Annotated in this window: 14 protein-coding genes and 1 pseudogene; 3 read left to right on the top strand and 12 right to left on the bottom strand. The window is 71.8% G+C overall.

All coding sequences use genetic code 11. The features are described from left to right. A pseudogene (locus G6O68_RS30045) lies at positions 1 to 985 on the top strand (2-oxoacid:acceptor oxidoreductase subunit alpha); the annotation flags it as partial. Positions 986 to 1,043: 58 nt separating this feature from the next. Continuing rightward, entirely contained in the window at positions 1,044 to 2,093 is a 1,050-nt protein-coding gene (locus tag G6O68_RS30040; protein WP_165253166.1) for a thiamine pyrophosphate-dependent enzyme, read from the top strand. Positions 2,094 to 2,126: 33 nt separating this feature from the next. Here G6O68_RS30040 and G6O68_RS30035 read toward each other — a convergent pair whose 3' ends face one another. The 8 genes from G6O68_RS30035 to G6O68_RS30000 form a co-directional block, all read right to left on the bottom strand. Next, a complete protein-coding gene (locus G6O68_RS30035; RefSeq protein WP_165253164.1) occupies positions 2,127 to 6,344 on the bottom strand; it encodes a diguanylate cyclase in 4,218 nt (1,405 codons plus the stop codon). 567 nt (positions 6,345 to 6,911) lie between these two features. After that, positions 6,912 to 7,994: an XdhC family protein gene (locus tag G6O68_RS30030; protein ID WP_165253162.1), complete on the bottom strand. Its 1,083-nt coding sequence runs from the start codon at positions 7,992 to 7,994 to the stop codon at positions 6,912 to 6,914. A gap of 55 nt (positions 7,995 to 8,049) precedes the next feature. Beyond that, positions 8,050 to 8,733, bottom strand: a complete 684-nt coding sequence (locus G6O68_RS30025) for a hypothetical protein (RefSeq protein WP_165253160.1) — start codon at positions 8,731 to 8,733, stop codon at positions 8,050 to 8,052. Between the two features lie 103 nt (positions 8,734 to 8,836). Next, complete coding sequence (locus G6O68_RS30020; RefSeq protein WP_165253158.1) at positions 8,837 to 9,547, bottom strand: DUF1326 domain-containing protein; 711 nt, start codon at positions 9,545 to 9,547, stop codon at positions 8,837 to 8,839. Between the two features lie 221 nt (positions 9,548 to 9,768). After that, the gene (locus tag G6O68_RS30015) at positions 9,769 to 10,014 is read right to left on the bottom strand and encodes a hypothetical protein (protein ID WP_165253156.1); all 246 of its coding nucleotides are present in this window, start codon (positions 10,012 to 10,014) and stop codon (positions 9,769 to 9,771) included. A 2-nt stretch (positions 10,015 to 10,016) separates the two neighbouring features. Next, complete coding sequence (locus G6O68_RS30010) at positions 10,017 to 11,006, bottom strand: FAD binding domain-containing protein (protein ID WP_165253154.1); 990 nt, start codon at positions 11,004 to 11,006, stop codon at positions 10,017 to 10,019. A 4-nt stretch (positions 11,007 to 11,010) separates the two neighbouring features. Continuing rightward, on the bottom strand, positions 11,011 to 13,161 hold the full coding sequence (locus G6O68_RS30005; RefSeq protein WP_165253152.1) for a xanthine dehydrogenase family protein molybdopterin-binding subunit: 2,151 nt from the start codon (positions 13,159 to 13,161) through the stop codon (positions 11,011 to 11,013). A gap of 3 nt (positions 13,162 to 13,164) precedes the next feature. Next, on the bottom strand, positions 13,165 to 13,809 hold the full coding sequence (locus G6O68_RS30000; RefSeq protein WP_165253150.1) for a (2Fe-2S)-binding protein: 645 nt from the start codon (positions 13,807 to 13,809) through the stop codon (positions 13,165 to 13,167). A 290-nt stretch (positions 13,810 to 14,099) separates the two neighbouring features. Here G6O68_RS30000 and G6O68_RS29995 point away from each other — a divergent pair, with 290 nt between their 5' ends. Further along, positions 14,100 to 14,774 carry a hypothetical protein gene (locus G6O68_RS29995; RefSeq protein WP_165253148.1) on the top strand — a complete coding sequence of 225 codons (675 nt, stop codon included), beginning with the start codon at positions 14,100 to 14,102 and terminating at the stop codon, positions 14,772 to 14,774. Positions 14,775 to 14,795: 21 nt separating this feature from the next. On the opposite strand, the gene G6O68_RS29990 is transcribed toward G6O68_RS29995, so the two are convergent. The 4 genes from G6O68_RS29990 to G6O68_RS29975 all read right to left on the bottom strand — a co-directional run. Further along, positions 14,796 to 15,374, bottom strand: coding sequence for a PepSY-associated TM helix domain-containing protein (locus G6O68_RS29990; protein ID WP_240911572.1), 579 nt, complete (start codon positions 15,372 to 15,374; stop codon positions 14,796 to 14,798). Between the two features lie 49 nt (positions 15,375 to 15,423). Then, positions 15,424 to 16,935 (bottom strand): DUF2271 domain-containing protein, encoded by a 1,512-nt coding sequence (locus tag G6O68_RS29985; RefSeq protein ID WP_165253144.1) that lies wholly within the window; start codon positions 16,933 to 16,935, stop codon positions 15,424 to 15,426. A 609-nt stretch (positions 16,936 to 17,544) separates the two neighbouring features. Beyond that, positions 17,545 to 18,723, bottom strand: coding sequence for a DUF362 domain-containing protein (locus G6O68_RS29980; RefSeq protein WP_165253168.1), 1,179 nt, complete (start codon positions 18,721 to 18,723; stop codon positions 17,545 to 17,547). A gap of 259 nt (positions 18,724 to 18,982) precedes the next feature. Then, on the bottom strand, positions 18,983 to 20,448 hold a 1,466-nt coding region (locus G6O68_RS29975), incomplete at its 5' end, for a DUF4268 domain-containing protein (RefSeq protein WP_165253142.1).

The following is a 20,448-nucleotide window of genomic DNA, read 5'->3' as shown; positions in this document are numbered from 1 at the left end:
CGAGTTCGTCGGCCTGGCGTACTTCGCCGAGATCCCGGCCGTCGTCGTCGACGTGCAGCGGATGGGCCCGAGCACCGGCCTGCCGACGCGGACCAGCCAGGGAGACGTGGCGATGCTCCACCGGCTCGGCCACGGCGACGCCCGCCACCCGGTGTACCTGCCCGGATCGCCTCGCGAATGCTTCGAGATGACCGCCGCCGCGCTCGATCTCGCGCAGGAGCTGCAGGCGCCCGTGTTCGTGGCGAGCGACCTGGACCTGGGCATGAACCTGTGGCTCTCCGACCGCTTCGCCTATCCCGAAAAGCCGCCGAGTCGGGGCAAGGTGCTCTCGGCCGCCGACCTGGATCGGCTCGGCGGCTTCGCCCGCTACAAGGACGTGGACGGCGACGCGATCCCGTACCGGACGCTTCCCGGCACGCCCCACCCGGCGGCCGCCTACTTCACCCGAGGCACCGGCCACGACGACTCGTCGGGCTACAGCGAGAAGCCGGAGGACTGGCGGAAGAACCTGGACCGGCTGGCCCGGAAGCTGGAATCGGCCCAGGGCCGGCTGCCGGCCCCGGCGATCGAGATCGAGCCCGGCGCGCACGTCGGGCTGCTCGCCTACGGATCGACCTGGCCGTCGCTCCGCGAGGCCCGCGACCTGCTGCGAGGGCACGGCGTCCCGGCCTCCTCCTGCCGGCTGCGGGCCCTCCCCTTCGCCCCGGAGGTGCGGGCCTTCGTCGAGAGGCATGAGCGGGTCTACGTCGTGGAGCAGAACCGAGACGCCCAGGTGTACGGGCTGCTCCGGGCGACGCTGGAGGGGAAGCTGGCCGACCGGCTGGCGTCCGTCCGGCACTACAACGGCATCCCGATCGCGGCCGACAACATCGTCCCGACGATCCTCGAGCACGAGCGCTGGATCGCCTCGGGCCCGCTCGTACCCGGGGTGGGGGGCGAGGCGGCCGCGTCGGAGGCGGCCACCCCCGCGGTGACCGGGGACTGAACCGAGGCGGGCGTGACGAATCGGGCCGATCTGATACGATCCGACAAAGGAGCGAACGATGGCCGCCGAGGCGACGATCACGGTCGGGACGGGCCCGGAGGCGAGGGAACTCCCCGTGGTGGCCTTCCAGGGCTCCGCGTCAACCCTCTGCAAGGGCTGCGGGCACAACAGCATCACCGCCGCGCTGATCGACGCGTGCAAGGCGATGGGGGTGGACCCCTATCGGACGGTCAAGCTCAGCGGCATCGGCTGCTCCAGCAAGACGCCGGCGTACTTCCTCGGCTACAGCCACGGCTTCAACACGCTGCACGGCCGGATGCCCAGCGTGGCGACCGGCGCGGCGCTGGCGAATCGAACCCTGCGCATCATCGGCGTCAGCGGCGACGGCGACACGGCCAACATCGGGCTCGGCCAGTTCAAGCACGCCTGCCGCCGGAACGTTTCCATGGTGTACCTCGTGGAGGACAACGGCTGCTACGGCCTGACCAAGGGGCAATTCTCGGCCACGGCCGAGTTCGGCGCGCACCTTCGCCGAGCGGGAGGCGAGACCAACCCCGACGCCCCGCTCGACCTCTGCGCCGAGGCGGTCGTCGGCGGCGCGACGTTCGTCGCCCGATCGTTCGCCGGGGACCGCAAGCAGCTCACCGCGCTGCTCAAGGCGGCCCTGGCCCACCGGGGGACGGCCTTCCTGGACGTCATCAGCCCTTGCGTGACGTTCAACGACCTCCCGGGCGGCGCCAAGAGCTGGCAATGGGCCAAGGAGCATGAGGAGCCGCTCCAGGAGATCGGCCTGGTCCGCCGGCTCCCCGAGATCGAGGTCGAGCAGCGCGAGGGGGAGTCGACCGAAGTCACGCTCCACGACGGCACGACCATCACCCTGAGGCCCCTGACCCACGCCGAGCACGACGTCCGCGATCGGGCTTCGGCCCTCGACCTGCTGCTCGACGCCCGCCCGGGAGAGTTCCTGACGGGCCTGTTCTACGTCGCCCCCGATCGGCCGGACTTCCTCGCCACGCTCAACCTGACCTCGACCCCGCTGGCGCACCTGCCGTCGGACCGGCTCAGGCCGAGCCGCGAGGCCCTCGAAGCGATCCTCGACGGATTCTGAGCCGTCGCGAGCGGCCCGGGGCGGGGGGAGGGCTCAGGCCGTCCCCCCCTCAAGGTCGTCGAGCATCCGGACCGCGTCCCGGCCGGCGTCCTTGGCCAGGTAGAGGGCCCGGTCCGCCCGCGCGAGCAGCTCTTCCAGCGGGCAAGATGCGGGCGTCTGGGCCCAGGCGACGCCGATGCTGACCGTGAGCGGACCCGGCAGGCCGAGGTCGTCGACCGCGAGCGCGCCGACCCGCCGACGGACCCCCTCGGCGATCCGCAGGACGCGCGCGAGGTCGACGCCCGGGACGACGACCGCGAACTCCTCGCCCCCATAGCGGGCCGCGAATCCCAGGCCGTCGACCTCGGCGGCCAACGCCCCGGCGACCCGGCGCAGGACCTCGTCGCCCACCAGGTGGCCCCGGGTGTCGTTGACGCGCTTGAAGTGGTCGAGGTCGGCGATGAGCAGGCCGATCGGCCGGCCGCGGCGGCGGCAATCGCTCCAGGCGACGGCCAGCCGCCCCGCCAACGCCGCGCGGTTGCCGAGGCCGGTCAGCCCGTCGCGGGCCGCCTCGCGCTCCAGGTCCTCGATCTCGCGGCGCAGCCGCATGACGCGTCGGACGCGGGCCCGGAACTCGCCGGCCGCGATGGTGCGGGGCAACACGTCGGCGGCGCCGAGGTCCAGCCCCCGCTCCGCGAGGGCCGCCGAGTCGTCGCCGTCGGAGAAGATGAGGATCGGGATCTCGGCCGCCGAGCGTTCCGCCCTGATCCGCAGGAGAAGCGCCACGCCGTCGGCCGCGTCCGGGTCGTGCTCCAGCAGGATGACGTCCGGCGAAGCCGCCAGGTCCGATTCCCAGTCGGCCGGGGTCGCCTCGCGGACGTCCGCCCCGTCGGCTTCCAGCCAGCGACGGGCCCGCCCCCCGGTCCTGGACCGTGCCGAAGTCCGGATGAGCAGAACCCGGCCCGGCGAGTCTTCCCCCCCCCTCTCCCGGCCGGCCGCCGGCCGAGGCGGCCTCGCGCCCGAAGACGCCATGGGTCCGCCCGGGCCGGTTCGGCCCGCCCTGCGCTGGACGACCGTCCGGGCGGCGCCCCACGCGACGAGCCCGGCGGCGAGGAGCGCCTCGGACGAGCGGGCTTCGCCATCGAGGGCCTCCACCGCGAGGACGTGCGGCAGCAGCCTCGCGGCCGAGCCGAGGGGCAGGTCGAGCGGCTCGGACGCCTCCGCCGGCGGACGTTCGCGCCAGTCGACGACCCGGATCGCGACGCGGCGGTCCCCGTCGGCCGGCGCGGGGGCGGCCGGGGCGGCGGACGGCCGCGGATCGTAGCGAGGCAGCATCGCCGAGGCCTCTCCGTCGATCCGGAGGACGTCCCCGCGACGGGCGGCCGCGACGGCGCCGGCCCGCAACGAGACGGCACCGGCCGGCGTGACGGCGCCGGCCCGTAACGCGACGGCCGAGCCCCGCCCGGCGGGCCCCCTGGACTGCGCCGGGAAGCCCCGGCCCACGGGCCCCTCGCCCCCGACATCGCCCGGCTGAGGAGAGTTCGATGGCTCGACGGGGGCGGTCCGGCCGCCGGCCGCCTTCTCCGGGTCCGGAGCCGCCTGCGCGGCCGGGGTTTCGGGCGCGAGCAGGCCGCCCGCCGTCAGGGCCATTCCCAGTTGCCGCGGGTTGATGGAATCGCTCATGACCTTCCCGCGCAGCTCGTACGTGAGGCTCCAGGACGGGGCCCCGTCGGCGGAGGTGGGCTCGAAGAACAGCCGATAGCGCCCGACAGGAAGGTGCAGGGCCATCCCCACCTCCTCACCCGTCCGGACGGTCGCGACGTGGACGACGGTCCCGGAGGCGTCGACGACCCGCATCCGGACCACCCCCTCTCGCCCGCCTTCCTCGCGCACGGAGAGGACCCAGTGGACGAGCTGCGTCTCTGGCGCCTCGTAGGACGCCGCGACCGGCCGGCCGACGGCGATCGGTTCGAACTCGACGGGGGCGCGTTCGAACGAGGCCCCGAGGAAATAGACCCCGGAGACCGGGCCGTCGCCCTCCCCAATGCCGGCGACCTCCACGAAGTAGGTTGCGCCGGGGACGGGGTCGCCGATCTGGAGGCGATACGTGGAGCCGGAGGCGTCCAGCACCTCGGCCGCGACCGGGCGGCCGTGCGCGTCGAAGACGCGCAGGACGGGCCGGGACGGCCCCGGGACCAGCTCGATCACGGACACGACCACGACCGCCGGACCGACCCCGTCGAACCGGGGGACGGTGAACCGGCCGAGGGTCGCCGGCCGGGCGTCGTCGGTGGTGGCGATCGTGACCAGGTAGTTCGCGGTCGCGCCCAGCGAGGACCAGAATGGGACGAGGTCCGGGGCGGATGCGAAATCGGCGTTGGGCGGGGGGAAGAAGGCGCGGAACAGGGTCGCCATGATCGCCGGGTCGCTCCGCGACGCGGCCGCCAACACCGCCTGGGTGACGATGTCCGCCGCGTCCGAGAAGAGCAGTCCCTGGGCGAGCTGGTCGATCGCCCCGGCCCGCAGCAGGTCGAGGATCCGGGCCGGCACCCCCTCGGTCCCCATCAACGTCCGCGCCAGGGCCTCGAACTCGGCGTCGTGCCGCCCCGACGTCCCGAGCCCGGCGAGCCACTCGCTCGCCAGCTTGCGGCGGGCGAGCGGGTCGGCGGCGGCTACGGCGAACTCGGGGGCGCCGGAGCCGATCAGCCGGTCGATCACGTCGTCCAGCCCCCCCGATTCGATCAGACCGAAGACCTCCGCCCTGACGGCGTCCGAGGCCCACAGGTCGCGGGCGATGCCGGCGATCGAGCCGGAGTCCAGGCGGCCGCGGAATTCCTCCTCCAGGGCTCCGGAGGCGATCGCCTCGTGGAGGGCGCCCCTCAGGTCGGCCCGCCCCCACACGTCGCGGATCAGCTCCTCAAGCCGCCCGTACCGCTGCAGCCCTTCCAATATCGCGGTCATCATCCCGGGCTCGAGGAGCGTGGAGGCCTCGACGGTGGCGATGCGACCGCCCAGTCGCACGAAGGCGTCGAGGTCGAACGGCCGGCCGCCCAGCGCGGCGACCTCCCGGCCGATCGCCGCGTCCATGGCCGCGGTGTAGCTCGCGGGGAGCCCCCCGGGCGGGACCTTGTAGAGCGTCCTCAACATGGGGCTCCATTCCTGCGGGTCGCTCGGCAGGCCCGACTCGAGACTCGACATGACGTACATCACCCCGACCGTCTTGAACATGAGCCGCTCGATCGCCTCGTCCGCGCCGTCGGCCGTGTCGGCGACGAGCGCGTACGACCCGACGTCGAAAGCGTCGCCGCGGGCCCCGCGGACCTCGACGAACAGGTCGCGACCGGCGGCCTCCCCCTGGATCAGGACCTCGACCACGCCGGCCCGGGGGTCGGTCGCGACGGCCCAGCCCAGGAGCCTGCCGTCGGCGTCCGTGACGGTCAGCCGGCCCGTCAGCAGGCTGAACCCCGCGGTCGCGAGTCGGACGCGGACCCGTTCGGTCCCGACGGGGGTGGAGATTCGATAGACGTCGACGTCGCCGAGCCCGAGGTCGGCCAGCACCGCCTCGGCCGGCCCCCAGGCGCCGACCTCCACCGGCGTCGCGCTCGCGGCCGTCCCGTTCCCGGACGGTCCTTCGTGGCGGTCGGGCTGGCGGGGTCCGTAGAGCGCGCGGATGGCGCCGACGTCTCCGGGCGTGAGGCTCGTCTTCGGGCCGTCGTAGGTGAAGTGCCGCGGAGAGGACGACTCCTCGGAGTCGGGGAGCCCCAGCAGGTTGCCGGCCTCGTGGAGCACGACCGTATAGAGGTCCAGGGGCGTCGCGCCCAGCGCCCCCCTCACGTAATCGCTGTTGAGGATCAGGTCGCCGGCCCAGGTCCCGACCGCCGAGTCGTAAGGGATGGAGTAGGCGATCACGTCCGGGGGCATCGGATGGGCGGCCACGCGGACGTCGCCGAACTTCGCGGAATTGGTCGCATAGCCGGGGCTCCCCAGCGGCAGGCCCTCGTCCGCCCTGAGGGCGAAGTTGACGCCGGTCGGGACCGCCCAGGCCTGGAAGGCGGCCAGAACCTGGAGCTGCCAGTCGGGCCCCCAGGCGGCCGAGGCGGCTCCGTCCAGGTCGCTGACGAAGGAGCCGATCCGGGTCCCGTCGGGGACGAAGCTGATCGACATCGACTGCGGGATCGGCCAGGCGTTGCCGAACATCGCGGGGACGTCGCGCCGCTCCAGGAACTCCGGCCGCGGCGGGGCGGACGGCCGCCGCGATTTCGATCGGTTCATCACGCGGTCCCTCCCCCGGAGCCCAGGAGCGAGCCGTTCGCCGGCCACGCGCGAACGGGCGAGGCGGCCGGATCGGTCGACGACGCGAATCCTCCCCCATCTCCGGTACTCCAGGCTGGCGAGCGGCTCCATCCCCGAGCCCGGCGGCTTCTCGCGTCCGGCTGCGCCCCGGATCAGGTCGGCGGGCGTCGTCGGTTCGAGACAGGTCATGCGAGACGCCGGCCCGACGACCGAGCCCTCGCCGGCCCTCGACCGTCGATTGGGAATGCTCATATCCTCCCCCCCCCCCGACGGCCTCGCTCGAAGGCCCTGGCCGCCCCGGCCTCGTGCGGCGCTTCGCACGACTCCGTCCGTCGCGGGCCGGATGCCCTTCGTCGGTCTGGAGGAGGTGCCCAAGAAAGGAATAGCTCGCGGACGGGTCCCGGTCTCCGGGCCGGCGGCGGGCGGGTGGGAAAATCCGAGCGTGGGCGGGCTCGCGTGGATTCCGGGCGACGCCGTGTGGCCGGAGGGGTTCGGGATGGGGTGCGAGGGCGCGCCGGGCCGTCGCGCCCTCGGCGGGCGGTCAGGTCAGGTCGGGCTGGGGGCGGGGACGGCGCGGCGGGCGGGGTGGGAGGCGGAGCCCTGGTTGCGGCGTGCGATTAGCTCGGCGACGATGCTCACGGCGATCTCGTCGACGCTCTCGGATCCGATGTCCAGCCCCACCGGGGCGGCGACGCGAGCCAGCGACTCCTCCGAGAGCCCTTCGTCGAGGAGGGCGTCGAAGATCAGCCGGATCTTCCGCTTGCTGCCGATCAGGCCGACGTAGGGGGCGACCGTCGGCGCCATGTGCTGGAGAGCCTCCTGGTCGTGCCCGTGGCCCCGGGTGACGATCACGACGTAGGTCTGCGAAGTCACCTCCAGGTCGCGAAGGACGCTGCCCATCGGGCCGACGATCAGCCTGCGGGCCGCGGGGAACCGCTCGCGGTTGGCGTATTGCGGACGGTCGTCGACCACCCAGACGTCGAAATCCACCCGCGACGCCAGCTCGGCGACCGCCTGGCCGACGTGCCCGGCCCCGATGACGACCAGCCGGATCCGAGGCATGGACGGCAGGTAGGCCACGCCGCCCGACTCCGAGGGCCGAGGCCGCCGGTCGAGCGGGGCCACCCCCTCGGCGATCGCGCCAGGGGGCTCTCGGCCGTCGAGCGAGGCGACGAAGGCCCCGTCGCGGTCGAACAGGAACCGATCGCCGGTCGCCCGCGCGCCGGACTTCTCGGGCTCCAGGACGACGGCCTCGGTGAAGCCCTCGCCGGCGTCGAGCAGTCGCAGGTAGGCCTGATGATAGGCGAGGTGGACCGGCCCTCGCGGGCATTCGGCCAGGATGACCATCTTCCCGCCGCAGATCAGGCCGTCGGCCCAGGCGTAGTCGTGGTTGAGGACGAAGGTGTAGAGCTCGGCCCCGTCGCGGCCGATCCGGCCGGCCGCCTTGCGCCGGACCTCGTCCTCGACGCAGCCGCCGCCAAGCGTGCCGATCTGGCCGCCGTCGGGCGTCAGGAGCATCGCGGCCCCGGCCTTCTGCGGGGTCGAGCCCCGCGTCGCCACGACCCGGCAGAGCAGGACCTCGCGGCCCGACGTCAGGGAATCGGTCAGGTGCCGCAGCAGGTTCCGCATCGCCTGAGAGCCCTCGTCCTTCGAATCCGTCGGAGCCGCGACGATCCTCGTCCGATCAATCCGTCTTGGCCCCGACGACGGTGAGCTGCAGCGGCAAGGGGACGGCGTCCGCCTGGCCCTCGACCTGGAGCGGCAGGGTCAGGATCGCCCCCCAGGTGTTGAGGCCCTCGTCATGGATCATGGTAGGCCCTTCGGGAAGCTTCTCCGGGGCCGCCAGCAGCAAGAGGACGCCGGGGTGGGTGGTGCCGACCGCCTCTGCGCTCTGCTTCTCGAGCTTCTTGCGATCCAGGACGGCGGCGTCCGTGTCCTTCGCCGCCAGGACGAGCAGGACGTAGTCGCGGTTGACGCTCACGCCCAGGTGATCGCCGTTGACCGGCTGGAGGCCGTAGCGGAGGGTGTAGACGCCGGGCACGATGGACTGGTCGCGGTAGTCGTAACCTTCGGCCGCGTACTTGGCCACGCCGATCAGCTCCCCTTCCGCCAGGACGGGGTAGAGGATCGCCCCCTTGGGCCCGTCCGGAGCGCCGGACGCCGGGGTCGCCTTGCGCAGCCAGACGTCGACCAGCGGCGCGCCCTGGCCGTCGAGGACGCGGTGGCCTCCGGCCTGCAGCGTCTCCTTGATCGCGGGGGCCAGTTCCGCCGGCGGCGCGTCGGCCAACTTTTCAAGCTTGTAAGCGTCTTGCGCGGCCGCCGTCGAGGCCATCCCCAGGGCGAGGACGGCCAGGAATCTCAGGGACATCGGGACCCCCATCTCACTCGAAGGAGAAACGCGAATGAAGAGCGGCGACGGCCCCCGCGACGGGGGCGGCGTCGCCGCGGATCGGCGGCGGGACGAGTCCCGCTCAGTAGGAGAAGTGGCCGACGAAGCTGCTGCGGCAGTTCGGGTCGTTCCAGAGGGTGTTCAGCTCGTCGCCCGCGTACTTGTGACGCAGGGTGTAGGCCGGAAGGGCGCGGACCCCGCTGGAGAGCGGCTGGTACTCGACCGTCTCATTCCCGCAGACGTGGTCGTCGGCGTCGAGCGGCCGGGTCAGAATCTCGGCCAGGCCGGGGGCCGAGAAGAGGGCGTGAGGGGCGCGGGGCATGCCGCCGTGCGCCTTGTGCGCGTCGGCGTCGGGCGTACCCGGGTCGTCCTCGACGGTGACGATCAGGCCCGAGGTCCGCACGGCGACGACGTTCTTGAGCCGATCGCCGCCCAGGGTCTTGGCCATCTCGATCAGGGCGTCGTGCTGCGCCGGGCTGGCCTTCTCGTCGACGACCAGGACCGACCGGGCCGCCTTGGCGTCGTCCTGCGAGAAGGTCGTCGTCCCGACGACGGCGGCGGCGATTGACAGGCCGTCCAGCTTCACGCCCTTCCAGGAGCCCTCGGTCACCTTCCAGGCCAGGACCGCCTGGTGGCCGGTGATGAAGATCTCGGCGTTGGAGAAGCAAGGCCCGGTGTAGACGTCGGCGGTGCGGGCCTCGACGTAATCCCCCGCGATCCGATTCGCGACGGACGTGTCGGGCGAGGCCGCGGGCAGCAGGCACGCGAGGACGGTCAGTGCGCTAGCGAGCATGGTTGGACCTCTCCAGTTCTCCGGCGAAACCGCCGGGCGACCCGGCGAACCATCATCCTTCCACGCGGAGGGATGGTTCCCCATCACGTAATCATACCGAGATGGGAAAGGACCCGTCGACGCCGATTCCGGCGGGGGGCCGGGGGTGGTGGAGTCGGGGCCGACCCGTCCTCCCCCGACTGCGACCGGCCCGCCCCGTCCCCGGACCGTTCGGCCGGGGCTCAATCCACCTCGTAGCAGGCCCGCGAGCCGTCGCGGCAGTCCTCGCGGCCGACGAAGCCCTGGTCCGGGCCGAAGTCTTTGAGGGTCTTCTGGCACCAGAAAATGGTGTTGTCATATTCGCCGGGCTCCTCGGAAGGGGCGACGTCGGTGTAGACGTACATCCCCTTGAACCGGAGGTGCCGGCAGGGAGGGCCAGGCTGCGACGGGGCCGGCGTTCCGGTCGTCCCGTCCGGTTGGTCGGCCATGATCAAGCCTCCTCCCAGTAGCGATCGCCCGCGGCGTCGAGCAGGGCGCGCTTGACGGTCGTCTTGACCAGGGCGACCTTGTAGCCGTTCATCGACAGCGGCTTCGCCCCCTCGACGGCGGCCGCGGCGGCGGCCTCGGCGGTCTCGCGGGTGAGGGCCTTGCCGCGGATCGCCTTCTCGGCCGCCTCGCTCCGCCAGGGGATCGGCGCGACGCCGTAGAGGACGACCCGGCCGTCGCCGACGGTGTCTCCGTTCATCTTGAGGCCGACCGCGGCGGCGACCAGCGGCCAGTCGTGGGACTGCTTCTGGCGGGCCTCGAAGAACCCGTTCTTGACCTCGCCGGCCGGGATCGTCACCTTCGTCAGCAGCTCGCCCGGGGCCAGGGTCAGCTCACGGTCGTCGCTCGACTTGGGAACCTGATAGAGCTTCTCAACCGGGATCGTCCGCTCGCCGCCGGGGCCGACGACGGTCGCCTGGGCGTTCAGGGCGATCAGGGGGACGGCCAGGCTCGACGGGTTGATGAAGAGGGCGTCCCCCTCGGTCAGGAAGATGGCGTGGTAGCGGTTGTCGCCCTCGCGGACCAGGCTCTTGCCGTCCTTGGTCCCGAGCAGGCCGTGGCCGTTGCGAAAATACCAGCAGCGGGGGCGCTGGAGCAGGTTGCCGCCGACGGTCGCCATGTTGCGGATCTGGGGCGTGCCGACCTCGACGGTCGCCTGATGGAGCGCGGGAAGGCGCTTCCGGACGATGGGGTCGGCGGACAGGTCGACCAGGCGCGTCCCCGCGCCGATCTCCAGTCCGCCGGACTTCTCGGCGATGCCGGCCAGGGCCTTGACGTCCTTGAGGTAGACGACCCGGTCGGGGCTGGCGACGTAGTCCTTCATCCGGCCGATGAGGTCGGTGCCGCCGGAGAGGGCCTCGACGGTCCCGGGGCCGGCGAGGTCCTTGAGGGCGTCCTCGGGGGTGGTCGGGCTGGAGTATTCGAAAGCCTTCATGGGATCACGCCTTCCCTTCTGCGGCGGCCAGGGCGTCGAGGACGTTCATCGGCGACATCGGCCACTTCGGCACCCGGACCCCGATGGCGTTGGCCACGGCGTTGCCGATCGCGGCGGCGGTGCTGATCGTCGGCGGCTCGCCGACCCCGATGACGCCGCGCACGCGCATCTCGGGGGTGTCGTAGGCGTCGACGACGATCTCGGGGATGTCGGTCGCCCCGGCGAGCTTGTACATCTCCATGTCGGGGTTGAGCATCGCCCCGGTCCCCTCGTCCATGATCCGCTCCTCGAACAGCCCGTAGTTCAGGCCGCCGATCACGCCGCCGTAGACCTGGCTCTTCCAGGTCAGCATGTCGAGGATCAGGCCGGAGTCCTGGACCGCGACGATCTTCTTGACGCGGACCACGCCCGTCTCCACGTCGACGGTCACCTCGGCGAACTGGCAGCCGCCGACGCCGGTCGAGGCGAGCCCCGGGCCGAACACGCCGGTCGCGGTGACGGGCATCATCCCCAGCTTGCGGCAGGCCTGCGCCCAGGTCGCCTTCTCCTCCCCCTTCACCAGGAGCTTGCCCCCCTTGAGGCTCAGGTCCTCGGGCTTGGCGTCCAGGCCCGGGGCGATCCGCTTGAACAGCTCGTCGCGGGCCTTCTCGACCGCGTCCAGGCAGGGGGGGGCCATCGACGGGGTGGTGGTCGAGCCGCCCGAACTCTGCCCCGGGGGGAAGGTCGAGTTGCCGATGTTCGACTTGATCTGGCCGACCTCCAGGCCGAGGACCTCGGCCGCGATCACGGCCAGGATCGTCCTCGCGCCCGTGCCGATGTCCTGGGTGGCGCTCCGAAGTTCGACGGAGCCGTCGGGGTTGATGATGCAGGCGACCTGCTTGTCCTGGGCCCCGCCGCCGCCCCACTGGTGGAGCGCCAGGCCCAGGCCGCGCTTGATCGGGCCGTCGCCGTTCTGGCCGCGCGGCTTCCAGCGATCCCAGCCGATCAGCTTGGCGCCGCGCTCGACCTGCTCCTTGTAGAGGTCCGTCCGGTTGACGCCGCCGGCGACCATGTCGGCCTCGGCCAGGTTCGCCAGGCGGAACGCCAGGGGGTTGATGCCGAGCTTGGCGGCCAGGTCGTCCATGGCCGCTTCCATCACGGCGCAGCCCTGCGGGTGCCCCGGCGCCCGCATGGCCCGGGCGCTGCCGCCGTTGACGAAGATCTCGGTGTGGGCCCGCGAGCGGTCGTCGACCTTGTAGACGTACGGCAGGGGGAAGTTCGAGCCGCCCCGGCCGCCGGTCCCCGAGGTCTCGGCGACCATCGCGACGAGCTTGCCGTCCTTGGCCGCCCCGAGCTTGATCTTGGCCTTCGCGCTGGGGCGGTTGCCGCCGAGCTGGTGCTCCTGGGCCCGGTCGAGGAACATCCGGACCGGCCGGCCGGCCTCCTTCGCGAGCTTGGCGGCGGCGATCCCCCAGGTGTCGGCGTTGAACTTGGAGCCGAACCCGCCCCCCATCACGTCGGTCAGCACGGTGACGTTGGCGGATTCGAGGCCGAGGTTCTCCACCATGTCGTTGGCCACGCCCATGACCGACTGGGTGCTGGCGTAGACGGTGATGGAGTCGGGGCCCTTCCAGTGGGCGGTCAGGCCGTGGGGCTCCAGGCAGACGTGGGTGATGACCGGCAGCTCGTAGGTCGCCTCGATGACGGCGTCGGCCTTCTGCATCGCCTCGTCGGGCTTGCCCGTGGTCTGGGCGCGGGCGGCCCGGGTGTTGCCGGTGGGGAAGACTTTCGGCGCGCCTTCCGCCGCCGACTGGCGCTCGGTGGCGACGTGCGGCAGGATCTCGTATTCGACGCGGATCGCCCGGGCGGCGTCGCGGGCCTTCTCCTCGGTCTCGGCCGCGACGGCGGCGATCTCCTGGCCCTGGTAGAAGATGGTCGACTCGCCGGCGGTCGCCAGGGCGAGCACGGCCTTCACGCCGGGCATCGTCTTCGCCGGCTCCAGGTCGATCGCTTTGACCTTGGCGCTGGCGTGGGGGCTGGAGAGCAGCACGCCGAAGAGCAGGCCCTCGGGGCGGATGTCGGAGGGGTACTTGGCGCGCCCGGAGGCCTTGGCCAGGCCGTCGAGGCGGGGGATCGAGGTGCCGATCAGGCGCGGGGATTCGGGCCAAGAGGCCATGGGTCAGGCTCCCTTCATCGTCTTGGCCGCGGCCAGGGCCGCCTCGAACACGCCCATGTAAGTCCCGCAGCGACAGATGTTGCCGTCCAGCCCGCGCTTGACGTCCTCAAGGGTCGGCGTCTTGCCCGGGTTCTTGTCCAGATAGGCCTTGCACGCGGTGACGAAGCCGGGCGTGCAGTAGCCGCACATCAGGCCGTCGTGCTGGTGGAAGGCGTGGGGCACGCCCCCCTCGCCGATGTCGAACCCCTCGACCGTCTCGATCGTCTTCCCCTTGCAGGAGACGGCCAGCGTGGTGCAGGAATAGACCGGGTCGCCGTCGAGGATCACGGTGCAGGCGCCGCAGCTCGCGCGGTCGCAGACCCGCTTCGGGCCGGTCACGTCGAGGCGGTCCCGCAGGGTGTCGAGCAGCGTGCTGCGCGGCTCGACGGTGCAGGACTTCTCCTCGCCGTTCACCTTCAGCGTCAGGGGCGCTTCGCCGGAGAGGAGCTTCGGCTCGGCCGCCGCGGCCTCGGCCTGGGCTTCCTCGATCGCGACGGCGGCCTGGCTGGTCAGGACGGCCGAGGCGGCTGCGAGGCCGGACCCGCGCAAGAACTTGCGACGGCTGTGACCTCCCGGCCCCGTCGGCGTCCTGGAGTCTTGTTCTGCCATGGAGGCTCCTCCCTAGTGGGAATGCGGTCCGAGTTGCGATCGGCCGGCCGTGGCCTGAGGGACGATCCCGACCCCGGGGGGCGGACGAGCGACCCCTTCGCTCGGCCATTGTCGGGCCCGGGCCCGGCGGAAGCAAGCGTCGCGGGCCCGATTCCGCCCGACCCGCGGCATCGCTCCGAACGGTACGGGAGCTGCAACGGTATCACCTGTTCGATCACCGGGATGGCGCATGTTCCCAGGTCCTGGGTCCGCCATCGACCGGTCGAATTCCGACCAGAGGGGCCAAACGGATGAGACTCGAATTCGTCGCGCGGATCAAGTCGGCGGTGGTCGTCGCCTCGCCCCTGTTCCTGATCGGCCCAAGCCTCGGCCTCGCCCAGGAACGCGAGGATCCGCCCCCGACGGCGAAGCAGGAAGCTCCCAGGAAGGAGATCGCCTCGGGGGTGATCGTGAAGGTCGAGAAGCTCCCGACGACCCAAGCCAAGGGAGCCGGCGAGACGACCGCCCCCCGGCTCCGCCTGTCGATCAACCCCAACGCCGTCTGGCGCGACTGGGCCCGCGACCAGGCCCGGACCCGCGACCAGGGCACCCCCAAGCAGGACGCGGCCAAGGGGGCGAAGTCGATCGCCACCACCGGCCAGCCCGTCGACGCCGACAACCTCGTCGTGATCGAGATCGCCGCCTCCACAAAGGTCGAGACCCGGTTCCGATCGCCGAACGACGAGACGAGCAAGGGCGAGACGACCCCCGAAAAGGTCAAGTCCGACGAGGGGACCACCACCAAGACCCCTGCCAGGGGGAAGCCCGTCCAGTTCCGCGCCGAGGACCTGGCCGCGGGCCTCTTCGTGGAGGCCGAGTTCCGCCCCACCGATCCCGAGAAGAAGGACGACGTGGCGACGATCGTCACCGTCATCCGGCCGATCGAGGTCTCCGAGACGCCCCCGGCGGCGGCCTCTCCGAAATGACCACCGAGACGCCCCGTCCGCCTAGCCGACGCCCAGGAAGAAAGCCGCCGCCAGAGCGACGGCCCCGGCCAGCGCCGTCAAGAGCCCCAGGGCGCGGCGGCGCTTGATATAGAACAGCAGGAACAGCCCCGTCGCCGCCGCCAGTGCCATGAGCGCGGCCGAGACGTCGACCACGGCCGACCAGACCGGGCCGGAGTCCCGCCCCTTGTGGAGGTCGTTGATCACCGCGACGAGGCCGTGACGCTCCTCGACCACGCGGTAGTCGCCCTCGGGCCGTCGGATGAAGGCGTCGGCCGAGTAGCCCGGCCCCTTGAAGGTGACGACGCACTCGTCCTCCTCCGCCGTGAACGACGCCAGGGCCCCCCGAAGGCCGTGCTCGCGGCGAAGGTGCTCCACGACCTCCAACTTGTCGGGCTCGTCCCGGATCAGGGCCGGGTCGAGCCGTCCTTCGATCTCCAGGTTCGTCGCGACGCCGTCGTAGAACCATCGGGGATGATTCAGCGTGATCCCCGTCAGGCTGAAGAACAGCACGGCGGCCAGGCCGAACATCGACAGGTAGGTGTGCAACCAGCGGACCGGCCCGGCGATCCGGACTCGCAATGGCCGGGACGACGACGAAGAGGAAGGGCGCGTCGCGCCGGGGCCTCGATCATCGCTCGGCCCCGCGCTTCCGGTATTCGAGCCTGGCGGACTTGATCTCGTCATTACCTTTCAGTTCCTTCGCAAACGCATCGTCGCCCAGCGTGACCTTCTGGCGGATCAGGCCGTGCCCCCCCTGCTCCCGCACGGCCTCGATCAGCACGGTGTACTCGCCCGGCTTCACGAGGTTGCCCTTGTCGTCCTTGCCGTCCCAGAGGGCGGAATACTCGCCGGGCGGCCGGGTCGGCTGGGCGATGACGAAGGGGTCGAACTTGGTTACCTTCACGCGGGTCATCACGTCGGCGTACCAGCGCTTCAGGTCGGGGAGCCATTGGAACGGCCCGGCACCCCCCGTCGAGACCCAGAAGAGGAGGTTGCGGACCGGGGTCCCCTTCTCGTCCTCGATCCAGATCGCGACGTAGGGCCGCCGATAACGCCCCGCTTCTTGCGGGCGATTGATCGTGAAGCGGACGAGCAGCTCGTGCTCGCCGCCCCAACCGCCGCCGGCCTTGCCCGCGCCGGGGGCCGGCTTCGCCGGAGGATCCTCGTAGGCGAGCCAGGCGGCGTTGCGGAGGACCCGGCCGTCGGCCGCGACGATCAGGCAGGCCACGCCTCTCAGCGAGTCGACCAGGCGCAGCCCCTCGTCGGGCGTCAGGACGTTGAGGATCGTGGCCAGGGCGTCGGCGTCCTCCGAGCGCTCGGCGATCACCGAGGCGGCGAGGATCCCTTCGGCCGGCTCGCCGGACCTCGGATCGAGGATGTGCGAGCGCCATCGGCCCTGGATCGAGTAGCCCCGGTGCTTCCGCCCGCTGCTCGCGACGGCGCGGTCCTTGAGGGAGATCCAGGCGAGGGGATCGGTGGCCTCGGAGCCGAGCCGAGGCCCGGCGACGGCGACCCGCCGCTCGATCTCCCCCTGGACGCGCAGGTCGCCGCCGACGTTCAGGACGACGCCGCGCACGGCAGGGCCGCCGTCCATCGCCGCGGCGCAGGCCCGCTCCACGATGTATCCCTTGGCGATCGCGTCGAGGGTCAACGGAGCGTCCGAAAGCCGCTCGGCGACCCCGGCCGAGGGGATGAGCCGCCAGGCCGGGCCGGCCGCGCGGGCCGTCGCGGCGTCCCGCTCGTCGCGGGTCGGCGCGCGATCGCGGCGGGCGGCCTCGGACCACAGCTCCGCGAAGACCTGGATCCGTGGGTCGAAGGCCCCCCCGCTCCGCTCACGCCAGGCATCGCCCGCCGCGAGCACCTCGATCAACTCGGGAGAGACGGGCGTCGGCCCCACCGGACCGGCTTGCCAGCGACGGAATTCGCTGGACGGGTCATGGTTGCTGAGGATCGCCGCGAGCCGGTCGATCTCGCGGAGCGCGCGGTCCTCGGCCGCCCGCGCCGCCTGGGCGTCGTCCGCCCGGACGACCATCTCCAGCGAGGTCCCCATCACCCCTTCGTGCGCGAACGAATAGTCCCCGCCGGCCGCCGGCCGGAGGAGCGACAGGGCGAAGACGAAGCACGCGACCTGGCGCGGCATGAGGGCGTTCCTCTGCGACGACTTCCCTCTCGTGGCGGACGGCCCTCCTCAGGGCGCTCGATCTGCCGGACCTATTGGACTCGGGTCGATGTTCGAGGGTCAAGCCCTGGCGCGTCCCTTGCCGAGCGAGGTCATGGGCCGAAACGCGAAAGCGGCGACGGCCGGCCGAATGCCCATCGTCGCCGCCGTGTCGCTGGTATCGATTCCTCTGGGCAAGTACGGCCCAGGTCAGAATCTGAAACGGGGCGACCGGCGATTGATATTTCCTGACGACTTGGCGACCGTTCCGATGCTCTGGCTCGCCCCCCCCGAACCCCTGCAGTTTACAGAAGATGCGTATACCGCTCTGGGGTGCTGAAGCCACCGTTGCGCGGACTATCGTGCGATCTCGACGGCGGTACACGGCTTGCCGTCGGGATTTCGAGATCCGAAGCACTTCGGCCGGACCTCCCGGACTCCCATGGCCATTGGATGGGCCGCGTACACCCCCCTGCTCCTCCGCATCATGCGACGTCTCTGGGAGGCCCCGGTCTCGTTGATCGGGCGTAACTCCTATCCTCGGCTCGACCAGTTTCGGATGGGCCCGGCTCCGGGGTCGGGGGCCGTTTGCTATCCGAGCTTGACGACGCGGTGGTCGATCTTCGCCCGTTCGTAGACGCCCAGCCCTAGGGCGCCGGCCCCGGCGATGTGCTGAGGCTGGCGGTAGTCGAAGGCCTCGGTCCCGATCGGGTCCTTGCCCCGCCTGCCGACCTCGGCGACCGGCGGCAGCCCCTGCACCCCGCGCCTGGCGTCGACGACCTCCCAGCCGATCCGGTCCAACGCCACCGGGTCGGTGGCGAAGAACAGCGTCTCGTGTTGCCAGACGTACTCCTTCTTCGAGCCCGGGCCCCCCTGGAACACGGCGTTGAGGCCGTCGAGCACCTGGAGCACGGCCTTCCTGCGGATCACCGGGTGCGACACGATCGCCGGGATGAACAGGTTGCACGTGTTGGTGTCCGACGTGCCGTGGCTGCGCGACACGTTGTTGACCAGCCCGTGGCTCATGTTCTTCAGGGCCAGCGTCACGCCGCCCGAGCCGTGGTCCTTGAGCACGGGGATGCAGATCAGCTTGTCGACCCCTTGGGTCAGCACCCTCGCCAGGTGCGACCGCCTCGTGCGATCGTCCTTCGGGTCGTGGACCCCGGGCCGGGCGTGGACGATGTCCAGCGTGGCGAACTCGTCCGGGTCGTACCGGGCGACGTCGAGCTGGGCCTCGTCGTACGTGTCGACCGCCCAGTCCCAGCGGCAGCCGTCGGGGAGGTTGGCCTTGTAGCCCGCCTCGATGAACTGGTCCTTGTAGCGGTCGAAGACCACCACGTCCTTGCGGGGGATCCCGGCCGACTCCAGCCCCTCGACGATCGCGTGGACCGTGGCGTGGTTGCTGATGGCGCGCGGCTGCCCGACGGGGTTGACCTTGACGCCGACGACCTCGCCCCTGGCGAACAGCGACCGCCAGGCCTCGACCGGCTCGTCGATCCCCGTCAGCGAGGCGATCCCGCGCCGGACCATCCGCCGAACCGCCTCGGGGTCGGGCGTGCCGCCGGGGCAGGAGCCGGGGTGCCGGACCTCGACCACGCGGCCGGGATGCGCGCCGGGCAGGCCCGGCCCGTCGCGGCGAACGTCCGCCTCGGGGCCGTCGCCGATCGCGACGGCCGGCCCCAGGGCCGACAGTCCCCCGAGGGCGGCCGAAGCCTGGAGGAATCCGCGGCGGTCGGATCGATGCGCGTTCGCGCGGCGGCAATGGCTCATGGTCGTCCCCCGGTCGGCTCACGGCTCGGGTCTGGTCGGGTCGGGCGTCGGTCGCGACCTCCACATCCTAGCCCGTTCGGCCCGCCCGCGCCATCAGCCCGCTCGCGCCCTCCGGCGTGATCCCCGCCGGGCGCCGGGGCGATCCCGCCGACGGCCGCGACGATCCGCAGGGATCGAGAGCGACCGTCTCGGCGGGTCCCTGAAGATTCGCCATCGGACCTCGCCGCCTCGTCCACGACCCGGCTCGAAGCAGGCCGGTTCAGGGCGACGGCCCGATGCCGTCGCCCTGTCCGGGCAGCCCCTTGATCCTCGGCCCGAAGACTCGTTGGAACGCCTCCAGCCTCTCCAGCAGCCAGGCGTGTTGCTCGGGCCAATCTTCGCGTCGGGCAGGGTCGGCCGACCGACGGAGCGTGACGTTGCTCTGCTTCTTGTCCGGCAACTCGCTCCACTGCAAGCCGACGCCCAACTCGGACTCGATCGCCGGCCGGTCCCGGACCAGCACACGGAAATGCTCCTTGGCGAGCGGGCCGTCGAGGATCAGCGAGACGGCGATCACCCGCTTCGTGACGGCCAAGGACGCCGCGAGGTGGAAGCCCGCGCGGCCGACCGCGAAGTCCGTCCAGTGCTGCGGGGCCGGCTTGCGGGGCTTCAACGGGCTGCCGCCTTCGATGAGCCGGGTTCGCAACGCCGACCAATACTCCAGCCCGATGGCGCGGGAAGCCGACGCCGCGCCCGGCCCCGCCCCCCCGCCCAACTCGTCTCTCAGAATGCGAGGGCCGAGGACCCGCCGGAACGTCTCCAACCACCGGCGCATCCAATCGTAGTAGCTCGGCCAGAGCGCCTCGTCGGTCGGGTCCACCGGATTGCGAAGCATGATCTCGCCCGACTTCCGGTCCGGCCCGTGGGCCCAGACGAGCTTCGAGCCCACTTCGGTCTCGATCTCTTCGCGGTGCTCGCGAAGGTCGTGATAAAGTCGGAGCGGGGCCTCGTCATGGAAGTAGGCGGCGACGGCCAGCCGCTCGTTCCTCAGGTTCAGGTAGGCGTACAACGCGACGCCCGGGGCCAGCCGCCCGCATCCCTGGCTGTAGTGGGGCTGGGGCTTGCCCGGCTTCAGCAGGCTCCCCCCCGCCCGGAGGTGCTCGCGGAAGCCCTCCCAATAGCGGAGCCGGACCTCGAACCGCGTCGGGGCGGCCTTCGCATCATCCTCTTGGCGGCGGACGGGCACCGCCGGTCCCGGCCAGACCCGCGCGGCGACCTCGGCCATCGCCCGGCCTCGCCGCTCGATCTCGACCTCGCTCCAGGCGTCGTGGTCGGCCAGTTCGCGGGTCATGACGATGTTGCTGGCCAGGTACTCCCGCCGTTTGGCCGCGAACGGCTTGTTGTGCAGCTCGGCGTTGTAGCCGGTCAGGGTCAGGTTGCCCGGCGTGTGCAGCCAGGTCGAGTGGACGCGCTCGTGATCCGGGCCCAGGGCGGTACGCCAGGACTCGGACAGGGTCTGGGGCATGACGTGCTCGACCTGGGCGCCGTCGAGCACGACGGGCTCTTTATGCTCGTAGGCCCGCTCCAGCGCCTCCAGGACCACCTTCTTGTAGCGGCTGCCGTAAAGGTTGAACCGGGCGAAGGCCTCGACGAACCGGGGCGTATCGGGGAAGTCGCGGGCCTCCAGGAACCGTCGCAGGCCCTCGACCGCGTCGTCGCCCAGGGCGGAGACGGCCTGGACGAACT

Origin of the sequence: Paludisphaera soli, assembly GCF_011064595.1 — a bacterium.
In the GTDB taxonomy this organism is placed as follows: domain Bacteria; phylum Planctomycetota; class Planctomycetia; order Isosphaerales; family Isosphaeraceae; genus Paludisphaera; species Paludisphaera soli.
The sequence above is the reverse complement of the archived record's forward strand: the minus strand, read 5'-3'. Positions and strand labels throughout refer to the sequence as shown.